Below are 14,937 nucleotides of genomic sequence, written 5' to 3'. Positions count from 1 at the left end.
GGTCAACTGTCCTAACAACGGTGAAACGCCCAGGTAGCTTTCGCCACCTGAGCGTGGCTTAGGCTTAGCGGTCTAGCCAGGCATCTTTAAAGCCGTCGTTAACACCAACGCCCGACGTCACCAGGTTTTTCACATCGCAGCGGTAAAGCGTGGGAAAGCCGAGCTCCATCAGCCAGCCAACAGGCACGTCTTCATGTAGGATTTCCTGTACCTCGCGGTATAGTTTTTCGCGCTCTTCGTCAGGAAAGGCTGTGGCGGCCTCGTTGAAAAGCTCATCTACGCGTTCATTCTCGTAGCCTTCGACGTTATTCCAGGGCGAACCTTTTTCAATGTTATCGGAAAGGTAGGTGCGCGAGATGCCCAGCGCCGGGTCGCCGTACTGGAAGAGGTAGGTAAAGGCTAAATCGTAATCCCAGTCGCCCAGGCGTTGGTTCCAACCGCCCACATCGGTGGATTCCGTTTTTACGTTAATGCCCACTTCGCGAAGGTTTTGCTGCACGGCTTCCGCCCAGCGGGTCCAGGTTTCACCGTAGGGCAGCGGTAAGATAGTGATTTCTTCGTCGTCGTAACCCATCTCGTCGAGCAGTTCGCGGGCACGTTCCGGGTCGTGGTCGTAGGGTTCCAGTTCATCGTTCTGGAAATGCGCATTTGAGCCAAAGGCAGAAAGCGGTACGTTACCTAAGCCGTTCCACAGCACATCCCGAGCAAACTCTCTGTCCATGGCGTACATCACCGCCTGGCGGAAGCGCTTATCGGCGGTGGGGCCCTCGCGGTTATTCATCCACAGCATGGCGAACGGGCTAAAATATTCGTGGCCCTCTTCGGTCATGCAGACATTATCCATCTCGGAAAGACGTGGTATGTCGAAGTTTTCCACTGTGCCGCTGGGCAGCACATCGACCGTTTCGTTTTCGAAGGCCACAGCGCGGGAGGCACCATCAGGAATAACGTGCCAGTTCACACCATCCAGGTAGGGCAGGTCCTCTTCGTAGTATTCCTCGTTTTTAACCAGCTCAATGACCGTACCGCGCTCCCAGTTGGAAAACTTAAACGGGCCGGTGCCAATGGGGTGGTCATTATGTTCGTTGTCGCGAAACTCGGTATCCGCATAGAGGTGCTCAGGCACCATGGTGAAAGTGCCTGCCTCGAAAGAGAGTAAAAACGGGCCGAAAGGGTCACTTAAGGTGAAGACAACGGTATGGTCATCGGTAGCTTCAATGTTTTCTACATGCTTTAACACCGCCCGCGCGCTGGGGTTCAGCTCGCGGTGGAAGACATCAGCGGAAAACACCACGTCCTCGGCGGTAAAGTCTTCACCGTCGTGCCAGGTAACGTCATCGCGTAAATGAAAAGTGTAGGTGCGGCCATCGTCACTGACTTCCCAGGATTCTGCCAGTTGAGGTTCGGGCTTGAGGTCAGTGGTGTAGCGTAAAAGCCCTTCGTAGATATTGCCGGATACCGTTCGAGTAGGCGCATTTTGGGTCATGCCCAGCACCAAGCCCGATGGCTCTGGCTGAATAATCGTATCGACGGTGCCACCGTGTTTTGGGTCATCGGCCAGGGTAGTTGAGGTAAAAGCGAGTGCTGCAGCGGAGATTGCCAAAGCCAAAGGTGTCTTCATGTTTCCTGCTCCTCAGTTATTAGCACGCAGGGGTTGCGCAGTCGTTAGGCGAGCAAGGCGTGTGGTTTACAGCCCAGTTGTTATGTTTGTTTAGGGGTCTTATTGAACATAGCAGCGCTTTGAAAAACTGTCGACAGTCGGCAATCGTCCGTCGACAAGGTGAGTTTTTTCGTCATACTGGAGAGAACGCGTCACACCCTATGAGTAATTGATATGACCCCATCAGCAATGGCTCCCAGGGCTTTTATCCAGCAGCAAAATCTTGTCGAGCAAGTTGCCGATTACCTGACCCAAGCGATTATCCAGCAACACTTTTTACCCGGTGAACGGCTATCTGAAGTGCAGCTCTCTCGTGAATTGGGCGTCAGCCGAGCGCCGGTTCGCGAGGCCGCTCGCCTGCTGGAAAGCCGCGGTTTGTTGATCTCAAAACCTCGCCGGGGCTTCTTCGTAAGGGCGTTGAATACCGTTGAACTCGAAGATGTGTTTGATCTGCGGCTGTGCCTTGAGCGTCATGCAATTCAGCGTTTAGCAGAGCGCTATACGCCTGAGGCCAAACACGCGCTGGAACAGCAGGTAGAGCTGCTCTGTGAGGCAGCGGAAGGACACGATGGCACCCGTCGAATCGAAGAGGATTTACAGTTTCACCGCTTAATGCTGCATCACGCAGGCAATGAGCGGCTGCTGCGTGCGTTTGACGACCTGAGCCATGAACTGCGCTTATGTATTACCTTGATTACCAAGACCCATGAGTCCCCAGACACCATCGCCACCAGCCACTTTAAACTATTAGAGGCATTGGACAGTGGCCATCCTGAAGCTTGCCGTGAGGCGATTGATTACCACATCGGCGTTGCCCGCGATTTCGTGGTGAAGGGAGTCGGTGAAACGGGGGATAATGCATGAAAACGTACTTCCACGATGACCAGTCGCTTCACCGGCCGCAAGTCTATTTCTCCCGGGGGAAGATGCGAACGCCCCAGGAAGTGCCTGAGCGCACCACCCACCTGCTGGCCGCTGCCCAGAAGCTTGGCTTCGATGTTAAAACGCCTGCCGACTATGGGGTGGCGCCGCTGAGGGCGGTGCATTCGCTGGCCTATCTGCGTTTTCTGCAAAATGCTCATCAGCGTTGGCATGCCCTTGGCGAAGATTGGGGTGAAGAGGTGATCTCCAACATCTTCGTGCGTTCGCCCAATGCCCTGCGCGGCATATTGGCGGAAGCCGCGCGCTACCTGGCAGACGGCAGCGCGCCGGTGGGCAAGCATACCTGGCAAGCGGCTTATTGGGCCGCGCAAAGTGCGGTCGCCGGTGCCGATGCGTTGCTCTCCGGTGAGCGATTTGCCTATGCGTTATCGCGCCCGCCGGGCCACCATGCGGGCATCGATTCCGCCGGTGGCTTTTGTTTCCTCAATAATGCGGCCATTGCGGCACAGCACCTTACTTCGCGCTATCCCCGTGTCGTCGTGCTGGACCCGGACATGCACCACGGGCAGGGTATTCAGGAAATCTTCTACCCGCGCGACGATGTCATGTATATCTCGATCCACGGCGACACCACCAACTTCTATCCCGCGGTGACGGGCTTCGAAGACGAGCGCGGGCAGGGCGCGGGTTTGGGTTATAACCTCAACCTGCCGATGCCCCACGGATCCAAGGAAGCGGTGTTTTTTGACCGTCTCGAACAAGCTTGCCAGGCCATTCGTCTGTATGAGCCGGATGCGATTGTGCTGGCGCTGGGTTTTGATATTTATGAGCGCGACCCCCAGGCGAAGGTCGCCGTTTCCACGCCAGGGTTTGCTGAGCTTGGCCGCAAAGTGGCGGGCCTGAAGCTACCCACATTGGTGGTTCAGGAAGGTGGTTACTACCTGGAAGGGCTGGAAGCCAACGCGGTGAGTTTCTTTGAAGGGCTGCTCGCCAAGGCGTAATCAATAAGACAAGCCGTTAGGGTGTCTGGCAAGATAGCGTCTTTGAGTGTTTGACGATCAAGGACACGGCATGGCCCACCTGCTACGCATCGTGATGATTCACGGCCACCTGGAAGGGGTGGTCGAACTGAGTGTGGATGGTCACACTAATATTTGCGGCACCAACGCTTCCGGTAAAACCACGCTTCAGCGCCTGGTGCCGGTGTTTTACGGCGAGTTACCCAATAAAGTCGTCCCCAAGACGCGTATGAAGTTTGATGCGTTTTACCTGCCTCACCGCAACAGTTATCTGGTCTACGAATACCGCCGCGAAGCGGGCAATATCTGCCAGGTAGTGCTGACCCGCAAATCGGAAGGCGGGGTGGAGTATCGCTTCGTCGCCGCGCCTTACCGGCCAGAAGATTATCTGGTGGAGGGGGAAGACGGCGCTGTGGCGCTGGAGTACGCCCAGTGGGCCAACGGCCTGCGCCGGGAGAACATCAACGTCTCGTCCAAGCTTACCGCGACTTCCGAATACCGCGCGGTGATCCAGAACGACTTTACCCCCACGCCGGGCATCATGCCCCACGGCAATCGCAAGGACGCCCTCAAGCTGCGCCAGATGGCCGCGCAGTTCAGCCTGGTCAAGCCTGAGCATCGCATTCGCCACATCGAAAAGCTGGTCTCTGCGGTGCACGCCAAAGAGGGCAAGATGGATACCCTCAAGACCATGCTGGCGGCGATCTTTGAAGAGGATGGCGTCGAGCTGCCGGTGACCCGCATCCGCAGCGCCAAGGCGCGGGAGTGGATTGACCAGATGCGCCAGTCCATGCGCCTGGAGCCTCTGCAGCGCTCGCTTGCCAAGCTGCATGACGTTGACCGCGAGTTGGCGGATGTGGAGGCCTCACTGTGGCAGCTGAAACCGCAACTGGAAGCCGACCGCCACCACATCGAACGCACCCTGGCCGATGCCGAAGCCGAGATGGGCACGCGGCAAGAGGCATTCGACGCCGAGAAAAACGCCTACGAGGCGGCCCGAGATGAGCTGAATGAGCAGCTCAGCGAGCTGGAAAGCGGTCTCAAACAAACCCAGCGCGATCTGAGTGACCTGCAGGCGCAGTATGAAGCTTTCGATGCGGCGGACATGCCCGCCCTTGAGCGCGACCTCAACGCGCTGCCCCAAAAACGCGAGCAGTTCGAGCAACTGAAAAGCCACCTGACCGCCCTGCAAGAGGCCGTGCAGGCAAGCCAGGCCCGCAAGGAAGAGCGGCTGCGCGAGCTGGGCGAAGCGCTGGCCCGCCAAAGCGAAGAGATTCAGGGGCTGGTCGATGCCCTCAACGAAGAAAAGGCCGCGCATCAGGAAGCCCACTGGGAGGCTCAGCGCCATCTGGACGCCCGCTACCAGACCCAGCGCGAAGAGACAGAAGCCGACTTTCAGGAACGCCTCAACCAGGGGGTTGAACGGCTGGCAGCGCTGAAAGCCGCGCTAAGCCACAGCGGCCCCACGGCGGAGGAAAGCGAAGAAGCCTCCCTGGTTCAGGCGCGGATCGACCAGGCGCAAAGCGACCACAACGCCGCCAGCAGCCAGCGGGAAAGTCAGCGCCGCGAGCTGGATAGCCTGAAGCGCGAACGCGACAGCGCCGAACAGGCCCACGCGGATGCACGCCGCACGCTTACCCGCGCCCAGCAAACCAGCCAGGCGCTGCACCGCCAGCGCGACCCCGCCCAAGGCTCGCTGCGGCATTTCCTGCGCTATCATCTGCCCGAATGGGAACAGCGGCTGGGTAAAGTGATTGCCCCTGAGTTGCTGGAACGCCGTGACCTGTCGCCGACCTTGACGGAGCAGCCCAGCGACGACCTTTACGGCCTGGTGCTGGATACCCACCTGATTGAGCCGCCGGACTACGCCCAGGATGAAGCCAGTCTGCTGGCCGCCATTGAAGCGGCGGACGACGCCGTGGTGCGCGCCGAGGCCGAGCTTGCCAACTGCGAAAAGCAGCTCAAGCGGCATAACGAGCGCGTCCACGCCGCCGATGAAGCGCTAAGCCAGGCCCAACTGGCGGTGAAGCGTGCCGATGAAGAAGTCGAATACGCCCAGGAGGCCCGCCGCCAATGCCAGGCCCGTCATGCTGAGGCGCAACGCCAGCGCAAGGCCGATCACGAAGCCGCCCTGGCGGAACAGGAAGCGCAGCAGCAAGCCCTGCGCGACGAACGCCAGACCGCGCTGGACAAGCTCAACGCCGCCCATCAGGCCGAACTGCTGGAGCTAAAAGCCGATGCGCAAAGCCAACTGGAGTCCATCGACCGGCAGATTCAGCAGTACAAAACCCAGCTCACCGAGCAGAAGGCCGAGCACAAGCGCCAGTGCGAAGAGCTGGAAGAGGCGTTCGACCAGGAATTGAAAGCCCAGGGCGTCGACCCGGAAAAACTGCGGGATACCCGCGCCCGGCTGCAGCAATTGGACGAACACATCCGCCACACCGCCGCCCGTCAGGACGAGCTGGACGCCTACAAGCGCTTTATGCGGGTGAGCTGGGGGCAGCGCAAGCCGGAGCTGGTCGAGCAGGAAGGGCGTTTAAGCCGTGAGATAGACGCCGCCCAGCGTAAGCGCGAGGAACACCAGCAGGCCTTCAAAGCCACCAAGGCCGCCCACCAGCAGCACGTTGCCGCGTTTGAAACCAAGCGCCGCGAAAGCCACGAGGTGCTCAACGACCTCAAGCCGCTGCTCAAGCAGCTTGATGAACTCACCCTGACTTCGGACGCCACGCCCCAGCAGCACGCTCCCGGCGATGTTGCCGAACGGCTGGCGCGCACCCGTCAGGCACTCTCGCGCCGAGCCCAAGAACGCGACACGCTGCGCAAGGGCTGCCAGGAAGCGGAGAGCCAACTGATCAAGGGTGCAAGCACCAGCTTTGTCGACGCCCTGGAAAGCGAGCGCGCCCGACTGGCCGACCCCGACGACCCGCGGGCGCTGCTGCCGCTGCTCGGCGGCATGGTCAAACTGCTGGAAGACCAGCAGCAACAGCTGATTCAGCAGGGGCGCAATCTCAGCGACGATCTGGACAAGTTCTTCACCGTGTTTCGCGACCTCAATCGCCGCATCAGCGCCCAGAGCAAGCGCCTCTCCGATGAAGTGGCCGACGACCTGCGCCTGGATGGCATCAGCAAGGCCGAGGTGCGCATCCAGTCGACCATTGACGAACTCGGTTTCTGGGAGCCGCTCAAGCTGTTTGCCCAGCGCTACAAGGCCTGGCGCGACTCCGAGCAGACCCTGCCCAGCGACGACTACTTGAACGCCCTGGCGGACGTGGTCGATTTGCTGCGCAGCGACCAGCAATACAGCTTTGAAAGCCTGCTGCGCCTGGAGCTGCACCTCAACGAAGGCGGCACCGACCTGATCATCAAGAACGACCGCCAACTGCTCGAATCGTCCAGCCACGGCATGGCGTATCTGATTCTGTGCAAGTTCCTGCTCGCCTTTACCCGCCTGCTGCGCGGCCGGGCGGCAATCGCCATTCACTGGCCCATTGATGAGATCGGCACGCTGGCCTACCACAACGTCGAAAAGCTGTTTGACGCCTGCGACAGCAACCAGATTCATATTGTCGGCGCCTTCCCCAACCCGGAATCCGACGTGCTGCTGCTGTTCCACAACCGCTACCTGATCGACCGCGACGCCGACGACCCCGCCAAACGACGGCTAAAACGCATCGAGCCCCGCCAAAGCCGCCTGGCCGAGCGGCTCAAAGCCCGCCATGAGGAGGTGCCGGTATGAGCGATATGAGTCTTCTACCCCATGGCCCGCTGCTGGAACGGCTGCTGGCGGGCGAGTTTATCTGCGCGGTGAGCGACGAAAGCGCCTTCAAGCGCCTGCAGGATGACGCCACGCGCGAGGCCATCGACAGCTACCTGCGCCCGCTCAACCGCCGCGTGGCCAGCAGCCAGGAGGAAGGCGTGTATTTTCTCGCCTGGCGTCAGCTGGATGACAGCGCGCGGGACCAGCTCGCCCGCCAACTGGGCGACACCGTCAACAGTCTGCTGCCGCTGCTGGAATGGCTACAGCTGGTGCAGGAAGCCCTGGGCCGCGACAGCGTGCTGTCCCCCGGTGATGTGCTCAAACCCGGCGAGCTGCAGGCCAAAAGCGAAGACAACCCCAGCCTGCGGGAACGCATTGAGCGCCTGGCCACCGACAGCTTCTTCGGCTCCCAAAGCGACCAGCTGGACGCCCAGGTCAAGCAGGTGTTCAAGCGGTTAAGAGAGCACGGCTACCTGCTGCAACCCCACGCCGACCGTCAGGTGTTTCTGGTCACCGGCAAGGTCGACTACCTGCTCGAACTGGTGCGCTTTATTCGCGACGAAGAGCACCTGCCGGTGGACGACGAGGGCGAGGATACTCAGGAGGCGCTGCTGTGAACGACGCGGAAACGCCAGGGCTGGAAAGTCGCCTGATCACCACCGGGGTGGAGCGCCTGGCCCTGCTGGGCCGCCACGCCGAGGCGTTGATGCAGGGCTACGCCAACGATCAAGTGCCCCTGGAAGGGCTGAGCCACACCGCGCTGCGCAAGCTTTTAAGCGCGCGTATTGTCTGGCGGCCCGACGAGCAGGGCGGTCTCAAGCTGACCCCCAAGGTCCGCGAACTGATCGCCGAAATGGTGTCCGATGAAGCCCGGCGCCACGTCAACGCCGATGTGGCTGAGGCGCTGGAGCTGATCCGCAGCCTGATCCAGAGCTATCGCGATTCCAGCAGCCGCGGCGACTACTGGCAGCAGGAGCAGCAACTGTTGCGCCTGCGCCAGGCGGTGGATGACATGAACGGCCGCTTTGCCGACGCTATCGACAGCCTGTGGCAGCGGCTCAACAGCGATTTCGGCTTTGTCAGCCAGCTCAACGACAAGGTGCGCGAAAACGACCGCGCGCAAAAGCAGGTGGTCCGCCTGCTCGACGGGCTGGCGCTGATCGACTTTGACGAGTTGATCGAACTGGTGGGCAGCGACGGTACGCTGCGCAAGGTGTTGATCAGTCAGCTGCAACAGCAACTCAGCCAGCACTACACCAGCCTGCGTGAGGTGCAGCACCGCCTGATCGAGTTGATGGCGCGTTTTCGCCGCATGCAGGCACGCAGCCGCCTGGTTTCAGGCATGGCCGCCTTCCTGCGCGAACACCCAGGCTTCACCCCCGGCAACTACGCCCGCCGCAGCGAGGTGCCCGCGCTGTTCAACCACGCCGCCTCCCTCACCGCCGCCGGGGCTGTGGCGCTGGACCGCGCCCAGGACATGCCCACCCTCAGCGCGCTGCTGGAAAATGTGCCCACGCCGCTACGTGCCGCCCAGTCGGTCACCGCGGCACGCCCGGCAGAGCACGTCGAAGACATGCTCATCGCCGCCCGCCAGCAGGCCCTCAAGGATGACGTCGAAACCTTCTACCTCAACGTGGTGGACCGCGCCGAGCAAGACTCCATCAGCGCCCTGGACTACCTGAACCAAAGCGAGTTGCAGTGGCCCCCGGAAATCTGGCTGTTTCAGGTCATCGCTGAGCACCAGGGCCTGCCGCATAGCGAGCAGCGCGCGTTTCATCTTCATCAGCAGGAAGAGCGGGCGAGCGCCTACAACGATGTGAAGCTGATTCGCGACGTTTCGTTAGGCCTGGCGGTGTAACGATGGATGACCAGACCCTGACTGCCCAGGCTTACAAAAAACTGAGCGAAATAGAACGCCAACTGCGCAAGCAGACTCGGGTCGACAAGAAGCGCAGCCAGCAGTGGGTCGCAACCTTCATCCGCTGGTGCGGTGCGCATGAAATTGAGCTTGGCCCTCGGCTAAGCCACCAATCGCTGCGTTTTGACCGCGCCCTTATCCAGCAGGTAAACGAAGCGCTTGAAAGCCAACGATTGGCCACCATTGAGCAATGGCAAAGCGGCTTGACCAGCACGGCGCAAGCGGAGCAGGGCGTCAATGAAGATAAAACCAACCGCGAAGGCCCGCGCGCCCAGCGGGTGCTGGTGAACACGCCCGCCAGCACACCCGCCTGGCTCTCGGCCCAGCCCCGCTCGATGCACGACGTCGACTGGCGAGACATAAACCTTGAGCAGTGCGACGTACTCATCCAGGTCGAAAATCTGGACAGCTTTTACGACTTTTCACCGCAACAGCCCGTGCTGAGCGACTACGCAAACCCACTTGTCGTCTACCGCGGCGACAGCCACTACGGCGGCGGCTTTGCACAGCTTTCCGCAGCATGGCGCCAAACCAAGCGGCCGCATATCTACGCCGGTGACTTTGATATAAAAGGCCTCAGCATCGCGCTTTCCAGCGGTGCTTCGCACCTTCTACTTCCGCCGCTACCATGGCTCACCGAGCAGGCCACCCCCTTCCACGACCCCGCAAAACAACTCGACCACCGCCGCCGACTGGAGCACCACCGCGACCAATTACCCGCTGAACATCCGCTGCGGCCCTATCTAACGCTGCTACTCGACCAGCAGCGCGGGCTAAGGCAGCAGTGGTTGGGTGGGCAACTCGAGCACGTAGCGCTGGCGTGATGATTGAAACCGGCAAAACTCGCTGTCACGCGAATTCTGGCTATGCTGCCGAAATTGGCTTTGCTATCAGAAGAATCAATGGGGTAGAGTCAAATGAGGTGTCTGCAAAACCTCAATCAATGCGCCGTCGCGTTCATTGAGGTTTTGTAGCGGTGTGTAAAATCACTGTTATGCGTAATAGGGCTGAAGAAGCTTATGGCGAATAGTTGGGGCATCCCTCCAGATTTGGAGCGGGAGGTAAGGGAGCGAGACAAAGCCTGCGTCTATTGTGGAAATGAATTCTTATCTCCTAAAGAGTCGGCGAAAGCATCTGCGAGTTGGGAGCACATCATTAATAATGCCTCAATAAACACAAGAGAAAACATCTGTCTATGCTGTCGTGGCTGTAATTCCAGCAAAGGGCAAAGGAAACTCTCTGTTTGGCTGCAAACCAATTACTGCAAAGAGCGTGGCATTACTCCTGAAACGGTTGCCCCCATCATCAAGCGGGCAATTGAAAATGGTCAGTAGCGTCACGCATAACAAGGCGCTGCTGCCCACAAGCGGCAGAGCGCAACGTTAGGCAGCAAGGAGAATTTTGATGACCACCGTACAGTCGTGGACGTTAGCAGTCAGCTTGGTAGGTGCAGCTGCATGGTTGCCGCATCTCGTCACCTTAGCCATAAAAGTTTTTCGTAAGCCGAAGCTAACAATGACTCCGGCGAGAACTTGTGAAGTCGGTTACACAGAGCTAGGCCCCATTTTTAACATCAAGGCCGCTTTGACTGCCGAGCATGAGAATATTTTGATTCATAAGGTTGAATTTTGCCTTCGCCACGAATCAGGAGATACACATCTATTTCGTTGGCATGAGATTACAGAGGTAAAGGGCCAAATGATTGTGCCGGGAGTCCAAAGCCAGCCCATTCATCAAGAGTCGGAAGCGATAGCCATCAAAATCCTGCCAACCGATTTTAAAGATATTTTGTTTCGTAATCGCTTGGAACACCACACGCAGGGCCTCAAGAAATTTGAGTACGCTTTTAACCGTGAGCACCGCCGCTTAGTTAATGCAGATCAATACGATTCGGCCAAGTTTTATGCATCCTCATACGCTCAAGATATGCAGGCATTTCTGCAGTCCCAAATGATCTGGAAGAAGGGACGCTACGAGGTGGCTGTGACCTTGCAGAACAGAAATAAAGCAGTCTCTGACTTGCCGACTCTAACGTTCCAGTTGGAAGATGAAGATATCGTTTTGCTTCAGGCTAATTGCAGCAATATGCCAAAATTGCTGAGGAATATGTGCCTTACGGAGCAGGAAAGGGACGTGCAAAGGGCACCCATAGAGTGGCATTGGATAAACAAGGATGTCAGTGCAGTTGCGGCCTAACAAATCGCTGCAGGTGACGTTTGACCTGCGATGCATTTTTGCTGTCGCAAAAGCACGCGTCGCCTCAAACGCACCTGAGTTCAGGCGTTAAATTTTTTGCCGCACCTTCGTCGACTATGCTGTAATACATTGTAGTTGTTAAATTCGAGGGTAACGTCATGAGTGTCACCACAGTTCGCCTTCAAGCAGACGTTGAGCAACATCTGGAATCCATCGCCAGCAGGCTGCACAGGAGCAAAGGCTGGGTGATTAACCAGGCGCTTGCGGAATACATAGAAAAGCAGCAGCTCGAGCAAGAGCGGTGGAAGCAAACATTGGAGGCAATGGAGTCTGCCGCCCAGGGCAAGGTTGTTGATGCTAGCGAGGTTCACAGCTGGCTTAAGAGCTGGGGAACCGAAAACGAGCAGGATGCGCCGGGATCAGGTAAGTGAAACTGGTTTACACGGACGCAGCCATTGATGATTTGATACGTCTCAGGGAGTTCATTGCGGCGCACAACCCGACGGCGGCAGCCAGTATTTCTTCAGAACTGGTTGGCAAAATCGAATTACTTCCAGACTTCCCCAACATGGGCACGCCAGTTGAAATGGCACCGGTGCCTGACTCTGTTCGAGATATGGTTTTCGGAAAATACGTCGTTCGATATTCAATTTATGCCAGTGCCATCATTATCCTCCGGGTTTGGCATGGCCTCGAGGGTGAGCGATAGCAATTTAACCCAACGCGGCACTTTTACGCCCTTGTCTACGCTTCGTGGCGTCAAGGCCAACGGTGCGCTCTGCATTACCACCTCAGGTGCGACGGCTCTCGTTTACATCATCCGCAAGCCAAGCCTTGATCAGCGATTGATAGGGCATATCTCGCTTGTTAGCTTCGATTTTGATCCGGTCAAGCAGGGTTTCCGGCAACCGGAGGGAGATCGTCTTGGTTGAGGGTTTCAGTTTCGGGAACGAAGCCGGCTTGGCCTGACGCCAGTCCAGGTAGTCGGTGGAATCGTGGGTTTCCCAGAATTCCCGCTCTTCTGCTTCAGTCTTGAACTCAGGCATTTTTTTTAGTTTGCTCATAAACAGCCCTCTCTTTTCGGTGCATGTCGCGAGCGGAAATCACCCGAATCAGCGTACCGTTATGCCTCAGTGTGAACGTGATATGGAGCAATCTCTCGTCATCTGTTTCACCTAGCGCATGAAAACGGGCCTCAGTCTGGCTGTGCTTGGAATCCTCCAACACCAGAAGCGGCTCATTAAAGAAAATTTCTTCCGCTTCGGGCTGGTTTACGCCATGTTTCTCCGCATTCTTGCGAGAGTTGCCTTCGTCCCAGTCAAAGCCCGTAACGTGTGCCCAGTTGATCATAAAAGTATATTATCAGCATATACAAAATCGTCAACATATGCAGGCACGGAGACCCCTTTACATTTCCCCCTCGGCTCCATTCCATGGGCGCGCATGCTGTAGGCATTGGGTGGCCGTCTAATAGGAGGATTTGATGTCTATTGATCGATTGCAGTATGGGCGAATATGAAGTTGAAAACCTGGCCTGAACGGTACTGGATGTTAGATCTAGGAGATGTATCCGCCTCTGATGTTGATAGCGTGTTTGTCGAATGTGATGGCCGCTATAGCTGTTTGATTCGCGACCAAGCGGGTGTGTCGGCGATTGTCGAGGAAATAGCATTTGAACGCTTAAAATCCGAAGTCACTGTCAGGGGTTACTTCGGTCCGTTCCGTGTCGTGTCAACGGATGGAGACCTTCCATTCGACGACATCGGGTTTCTCCGTCCTGTTTTAGAATTGCTAAATAATGAAGGGATCAAGGCAGGCCCCCAGTGTGGGGCCGTGTTTGATCATCTGTTCATTTACGAACGGGATGTTGAGCGTGCAAACACTCTAAGCTAGAGGATTTCATTGATAAGGCTCAGAATCGATGATCCTAACCTACAATTTACGTCACGCGGATGCCCCTTACTCCGCTTCGTTTTTTAAAAGGCCACCGGCGGGCTTAGCGTTAGTCCAAAAAGGAGAATTATTTGTGTCGCTAATGACTATCTTATTATTCATACCAGCGTGCTTTGCTCTGAACATGGCGCCTGGGCCCAATAATCTGCTGTCAATGGCTAACGCGAAGCGGTACGGCGTCAGAACTGCTTGCTATGCTGGTATCGGTCGGCTGGTTGCCTTCGTGGGCATGATTACGCTTGCGGCGACGGGGCTTGCCACCGTGCTGTACACATCTGAAAAGTTATTTCTCATCATAAAGGTTGTCGGAGGCCTTTATCTGCTTTGGATTGCCTTTCAATTGTGGACTGCAGATCCTTCTGACAATGAAAATGAAGCCCTTGGAGGTAGAAGCTTGCTCCAATTGGGGAGGCAAGAGTTTCTTCTGGCGGCCGGTAACCCTAAGGCTATTTTGATTTTTACCGCTTTCCTGCCTCAGTTTGTCGACCCTGCCGGTTCTGTCGGATTTCAGTTCCTGGTGCTAGGTATCCTGTTTTTGGTGCTTGAATGGATAGCGATAGCCGGGTATGCATTTGTTGGGCAAGTATTGCGTCATTGGTTCTCTCGACCTTCGATGCGTCGTGTGTTCAACCGGGTTTGCGCGGGCCTGCTGGGTAGCGCTGGTATTGGGCTTTTGCTAGCGCGTCGTGAATGAGCTAACAAAGCAATTATTTGTTCTCTGCGGTCGCCGGACGCTCGTTCCTAACGCTGTTATTGCGGGCGTTAAATGCCAGTGATGGCCATGTCCAGAGCGCCAACAATCTGGTCTCTGAAATGCGATAAAGAACCCACCGGGTGTTTGAGGTGCTTTTCAGAAACAGAGGAAATTTGCGGGGTCAGCAGTAAAAGTTCCTGTTCTGCAAAGCTGATTTCTGGCGTGAGCCCTTGCATGGCGTTGCCACCAAATGCGGAGCGTTTCCCCAATGGGATGACGATGCGAGTTGTCAGTTCGCTCAGTAGGCTGCTCTGAATATCGACAAGGTAAGGGTAGTGCGCTTTGCTGGTTTTGCTTGGGTTGGGGTATACATCGAACTGTGCCATCAAAACTCCCTGAATTCGTCACCGAAGCAGCCATGCTGCTCGACAAATTCGTTGTAGCTTTTTATCGCCGCGCGGTTTTGTTCAACCCATTGTTCTGCTTCACGTTTGGAGAGCTCTTCTTTCAGGGCTCGCTCCAGGGTAGCAGACAGGTTAACGTTCAGTTCACGGGCCTTACGCAGCAGATCGCTATTGACTGAGAGGTTCGCAGCTTTTTTCGGCGCGGCTGCGTTGTAGAGTTCGGCCATTCGAGCCTCCAAGCGGCTATTTAATGCATGATCTTAGTTTATGCGCATGGTGGTGCGCACTCAAGCTTGCGCTTGCTGCTTCGGACGTTAATCCCATAGTGTGAGCCCGACAGCACGATATTATTTGGGTCAGCAGCGTGTTTACCGTGGTGGTTACTAGGGTGCCAATATAGCTAGTAGGCAGGGCATCATCTTGTTCCCAAAGCGTGTACTTAAGAGATCACGAA

16 protein-coding genes are annotated in these 14,937 nt (G+C 57.1%); 11 read left to right on the top strand and 5 right to left on the bottom strand.

What is annotated here, in order from left to right:
- Nucleotides 1–64 precede the first annotated feature (64 nt).
- Nucleotides 65–1,621 (bottom strand): ABC transporter substrate-binding protein, encoded by a 1,557-nt coding sequence (locus CPH17_RS08685; RefSeq protein WP_096299086.1) that lies wholly within the window; start codon nucleotides 1,619–1,621, stop codon nucleotides 65–67.
- 213 nt (nucleotides 1,622–1,834) lie between these two features.
- Here CPH17_RS08685 and CPH17_RS08680 point away from each other — a divergent pair, with 213 nt between their 5' ends.
- The 9 genes from CPH17_RS08680 (at nucleotide 1,835) to CPH17_RS08635 (ending at nucleotide 12,141) form a co-directional block, all read left to right on the top strand.
- Entirely contained in the window at nucleotides 1,835–2,524 is a 690-nt protein-coding gene (locus CPH17_RS08680) for a GntR family transcriptional regulator (protein WP_096299084.1), read from the top strand.
- On the top strand, nucleotides 2,521–3,543 hold the full coding sequence (locus CPH17_RS08675) for a histone deacetylase family protein (RefSeq protein ID WP_096299082.1): 1,023 nt from the start codon (nucleotides 2,521–2,523) through the stop codon (nucleotides 3,541–3,543). Before CPH17_RS08680 ends, CPH17_RS08675 begins: the two co-directional genes overlap by 4 nt.
- A 70-nt stretch (nucleotides 3,544–3,613) precedes the next feature.
- On the top strand, nucleotides 3,614–7,297 hold the full coding sequence (locus tag CPH17_RS08670; RefSeq protein ID WP_096299080.1) for an ATP-binding protein: 3,684 nt from the start codon (nucleotides 3,614–3,616) through the stop codon (nucleotides 7,295–7,297).
- Nucleotides 7,294–7,935, top strand: coding sequence for a condensin complex protein MksE (locus CPH17_RS08665; protein ID WP_231896467.1), 642 nt, complete (start codon nucleotides 7,294–7,296; stop codon nucleotides 7,933–7,935). Before CPH17_RS08670 ends, CPH17_RS08665 begins: the two co-directional genes overlap by 4 nt.
- Complete coding sequence (locus CPH17_RS08660) at nucleotides 7,932–9,176, top strand: hypothetical protein (RefSeq protein WP_096299078.1); 1,245 nt, start codon at nucleotides 7,932–7,934, stop codon at nucleotides 9,174–9,176. The genes CPH17_RS08665 and CPH17_RS08660 overlap by 4 nt, the downstream gene beginning before the upstream one ends.
- Before the next feature lie 2 nt (nucleotides 9,177–9,178).
- Entirely contained in the window at nucleotides 9,179–10,060 is an 882-nt protein-coding gene (locus CPH17_RS08655) for a DUF7281 domain-containing protein (protein ID WP_096299076.1), read from the top strand.
- 580 nt (nucleotides 10,061–10,640) lie between these two features.
- On the top strand, nucleotides 10,641–11,432 hold the full coding sequence (locus CPH17_RS08645; protein ID WP_096299072.1) for a hypothetical protein: 792 nt from the start codon (nucleotides 10,641–10,643) through the stop codon (nucleotides 11,430–11,432).
- A gap of 158 nt (nucleotides 11,433–11,590) precedes the next feature.
- Entirely contained in the window at nucleotides 11,591–11,863 is a 273-nt protein-coding gene (locus CPH17_RS08640; protein ID WP_096299070.1) for a CopG family ribbon-helix-helix protein, read from the top strand.
- Complete coding sequence (locus CPH17_RS08635; RefSeq protein WP_096299068.1) at nucleotides 11,860–12,141, top strand: type II toxin-antitoxin system RelE/ParE family toxin; 282 nt, start codon at nucleotides 11,860–11,862, stop codon at nucleotides 12,139–12,141. Before CPH17_RS08640 ends, CPH17_RS08635 begins: the two co-directional genes overlap by 4 nt.
- Nucleotides 12,142–12,223: 82 nt before the next feature.
- On the opposite strand, the gene CPH17_RS08630 is transcribed toward CPH17_RS08635, so the two are convergent.
- Nucleotides 12,224–12,496 (bottom strand): BrnA antitoxin family protein, encoded by a 273-nt coding sequence (locus CPH17_RS08630; protein ID WP_096299066.1) that lies wholly within the window; start codon nucleotides 12,494–12,496, stop codon nucleotides 12,224–12,226.
- Nucleotides 12,471–12,782 carry a BrnT family toxin gene (locus CPH17_RS08625; protein WP_096299064.1) on the bottom strand — a complete coding sequence of 104 codons (312 nt, stop codon included), beginning with the start codon at nucleotides 12,780–12,782 and terminating at the stop codon, nucleotides 12,471–12,473. Before CPH17_RS08625 ends, CPH17_RS08630 begins: the two co-directional genes overlap by 26 nt.
- Nucleotides 12,783–12,947: 165 nt before the next feature.
- Between CPH17_RS08625 and CPH17_RS08620 the strand changes: the two genes are divergently transcribed.
- Both CPH17_RS08620 and CPH17_RS08615 read left to right on the top strand, forming a co-directional pair.
- Nucleotides 12,948–13,325: a hypothetical protein gene (locus CPH17_RS08620; protein ID WP_096299061.1), complete on the top strand. Its 378-nt coding sequence runs from the start codon at nucleotides 12,948–12,950 to the stop codon at nucleotides 13,323–13,325.
- Between the two features lie 133 nt (nucleotides 13,326–13,458).
- A complete protein-coding gene (locus tag CPH17_RS08615; RefSeq protein WP_074397358.1) occupies nucleotides 13,459–14,079 on the top strand; it encodes a LysE family translocator in 621 nt (206 codons plus the stop codon).
- A gap of 68 nt (nucleotides 14,080–14,147) precedes the next feature.
- Here CPH17_RS08615 and CPH17_RS08610 read toward each other — a convergent pair whose 3' ends face one another.
- Both CPH17_RS08610 and CPH17_RS08605 read right to left on the bottom strand, forming a co-directional pair.
- Nucleotides 14,148–14,465, bottom strand: coding sequence for a CcdB family protein (locus tag CPH17_RS08610; protein ID WP_096299059.1), 318 nt, complete (start codon nucleotides 14,463–14,465; stop codon nucleotides 14,148–14,150).
- On the bottom strand, nucleotides 14,465–14,710 hold the full coding sequence (locus tag CPH17_RS08605; protein WP_096299057.1) for a type II toxin-antitoxin system CcdA family antitoxin: 246 nt from the start codon (nucleotides 14,708–14,710) through the stop codon (nucleotides 14,465–14,467). The genes CPH17_RS08610 and CPH17_RS08605 overlap by 1 nt, the downstream gene beginning before the upstream one ends.
- Between the last annotated feature and the right edge of the window lie 227 nt (nucleotides 14,711–14,937).

The sequence above is a fragment of the Halomonas sp. hl-4 genome (assembly GCF_900215475.1).
Taxonomy (GTDB): domain Bacteria; phylum Pseudomonadota; class Gammaproteobacteria; order Pseudomonadales; family Halomonadaceae; genus Vreelandella.
Note: the sequence above shows the minus strand (reverse complement) of the source record. Positions and strands in the feature narration are given on the sequence as shown.

Coding starts and splice junctions, on each gene's coding strand:
- CPH17_RS08610 (WP_096299059.1), bottom strand. CDS start 14,465: ATGGCACAGTTCGATGTATACCCCAACCCAAGCAAAACCAGCAAAGCG.
- CPH17_RS08620 (WP_096299061.1), top strand. CDS start 12,948: ATGAAGTTGAAAACCTGGCCTGAACGGTACTGGATGTTAGATCTAGGA.
- CPH17_RS08680 (WP_096299084.1), top strand. CDS start 1,835: ATGACCCCATCAGCAATGGCTCCCAGGGCTTTTATCCAGCAGCAAAAT.
- CPH17_RS08625 (WP_096299064.1), bottom strand. CDS start 12,782: ATGATCAACTGGGCACACGTTACGGGCTTTGACTGGGACGAAGGCAAC.
- CPH17_RS08675 (WP_096299082.1), top strand. CDS start 2,521: ATGAAAACGTACTTCCACGATGACCAGTCGCTTCACCGGCCGCAAGTC.
- CPH17_RS08640 (WP_096299070.1), top strand. CDS start 11,591: ATGAGTGTCACCACAGTTCGCCTTCAAGCAGACGTTGAGCAACATCTG.
- CPH17_RS08655 (WP_096299076.1), top strand. CDS start 9,179: ATGGATGACCAGACCCTGACTGCCCAGGCTTACAAAAAACTGAGCGAA.
- CPH17_RS08630 (WP_096299066.1), bottom strand. CDS start 12,496: ATGAGCAAACTAAAAAAAATGCCTGAGTTCAAGACTGAAGCAGAAGAG.
- CPH17_RS08605 (WP_096299057.1), bottom strand. CDS start 14,710: ATGGCCGAACTCTACAACGCAGCCGCGCCGAAAAAAGCTGCGAACCTC.
- CPH17_RS08685 (WP_096299086.1), bottom strand. CDS start 1,621: ATGAAGACACCTTTGGCTTTGGCAATCTCCGCTGCAGCACTCGCTTTT.
- CPH17_RS08670 (WP_096299080.1), top strand. CDS start 3,614: ATGGCCCACCTGCTACGCATCGTGATGATTCACGGCCACCTGGAAGGG.
- CPH17_RS08665 (WP_231896467.1), top strand. CDS start 7,294: ATGAGCGATATGAGTCTTCTACCCCATGGCCCGCTGCTGGAACGGCTG.
- CPH17_RS08645 (WP_096299072.1), top strand. CDS start 10,641: ATGACCACCGTACAGTCGTGGACGTTAGCAGTCAGCTTGGTAGGTGCA.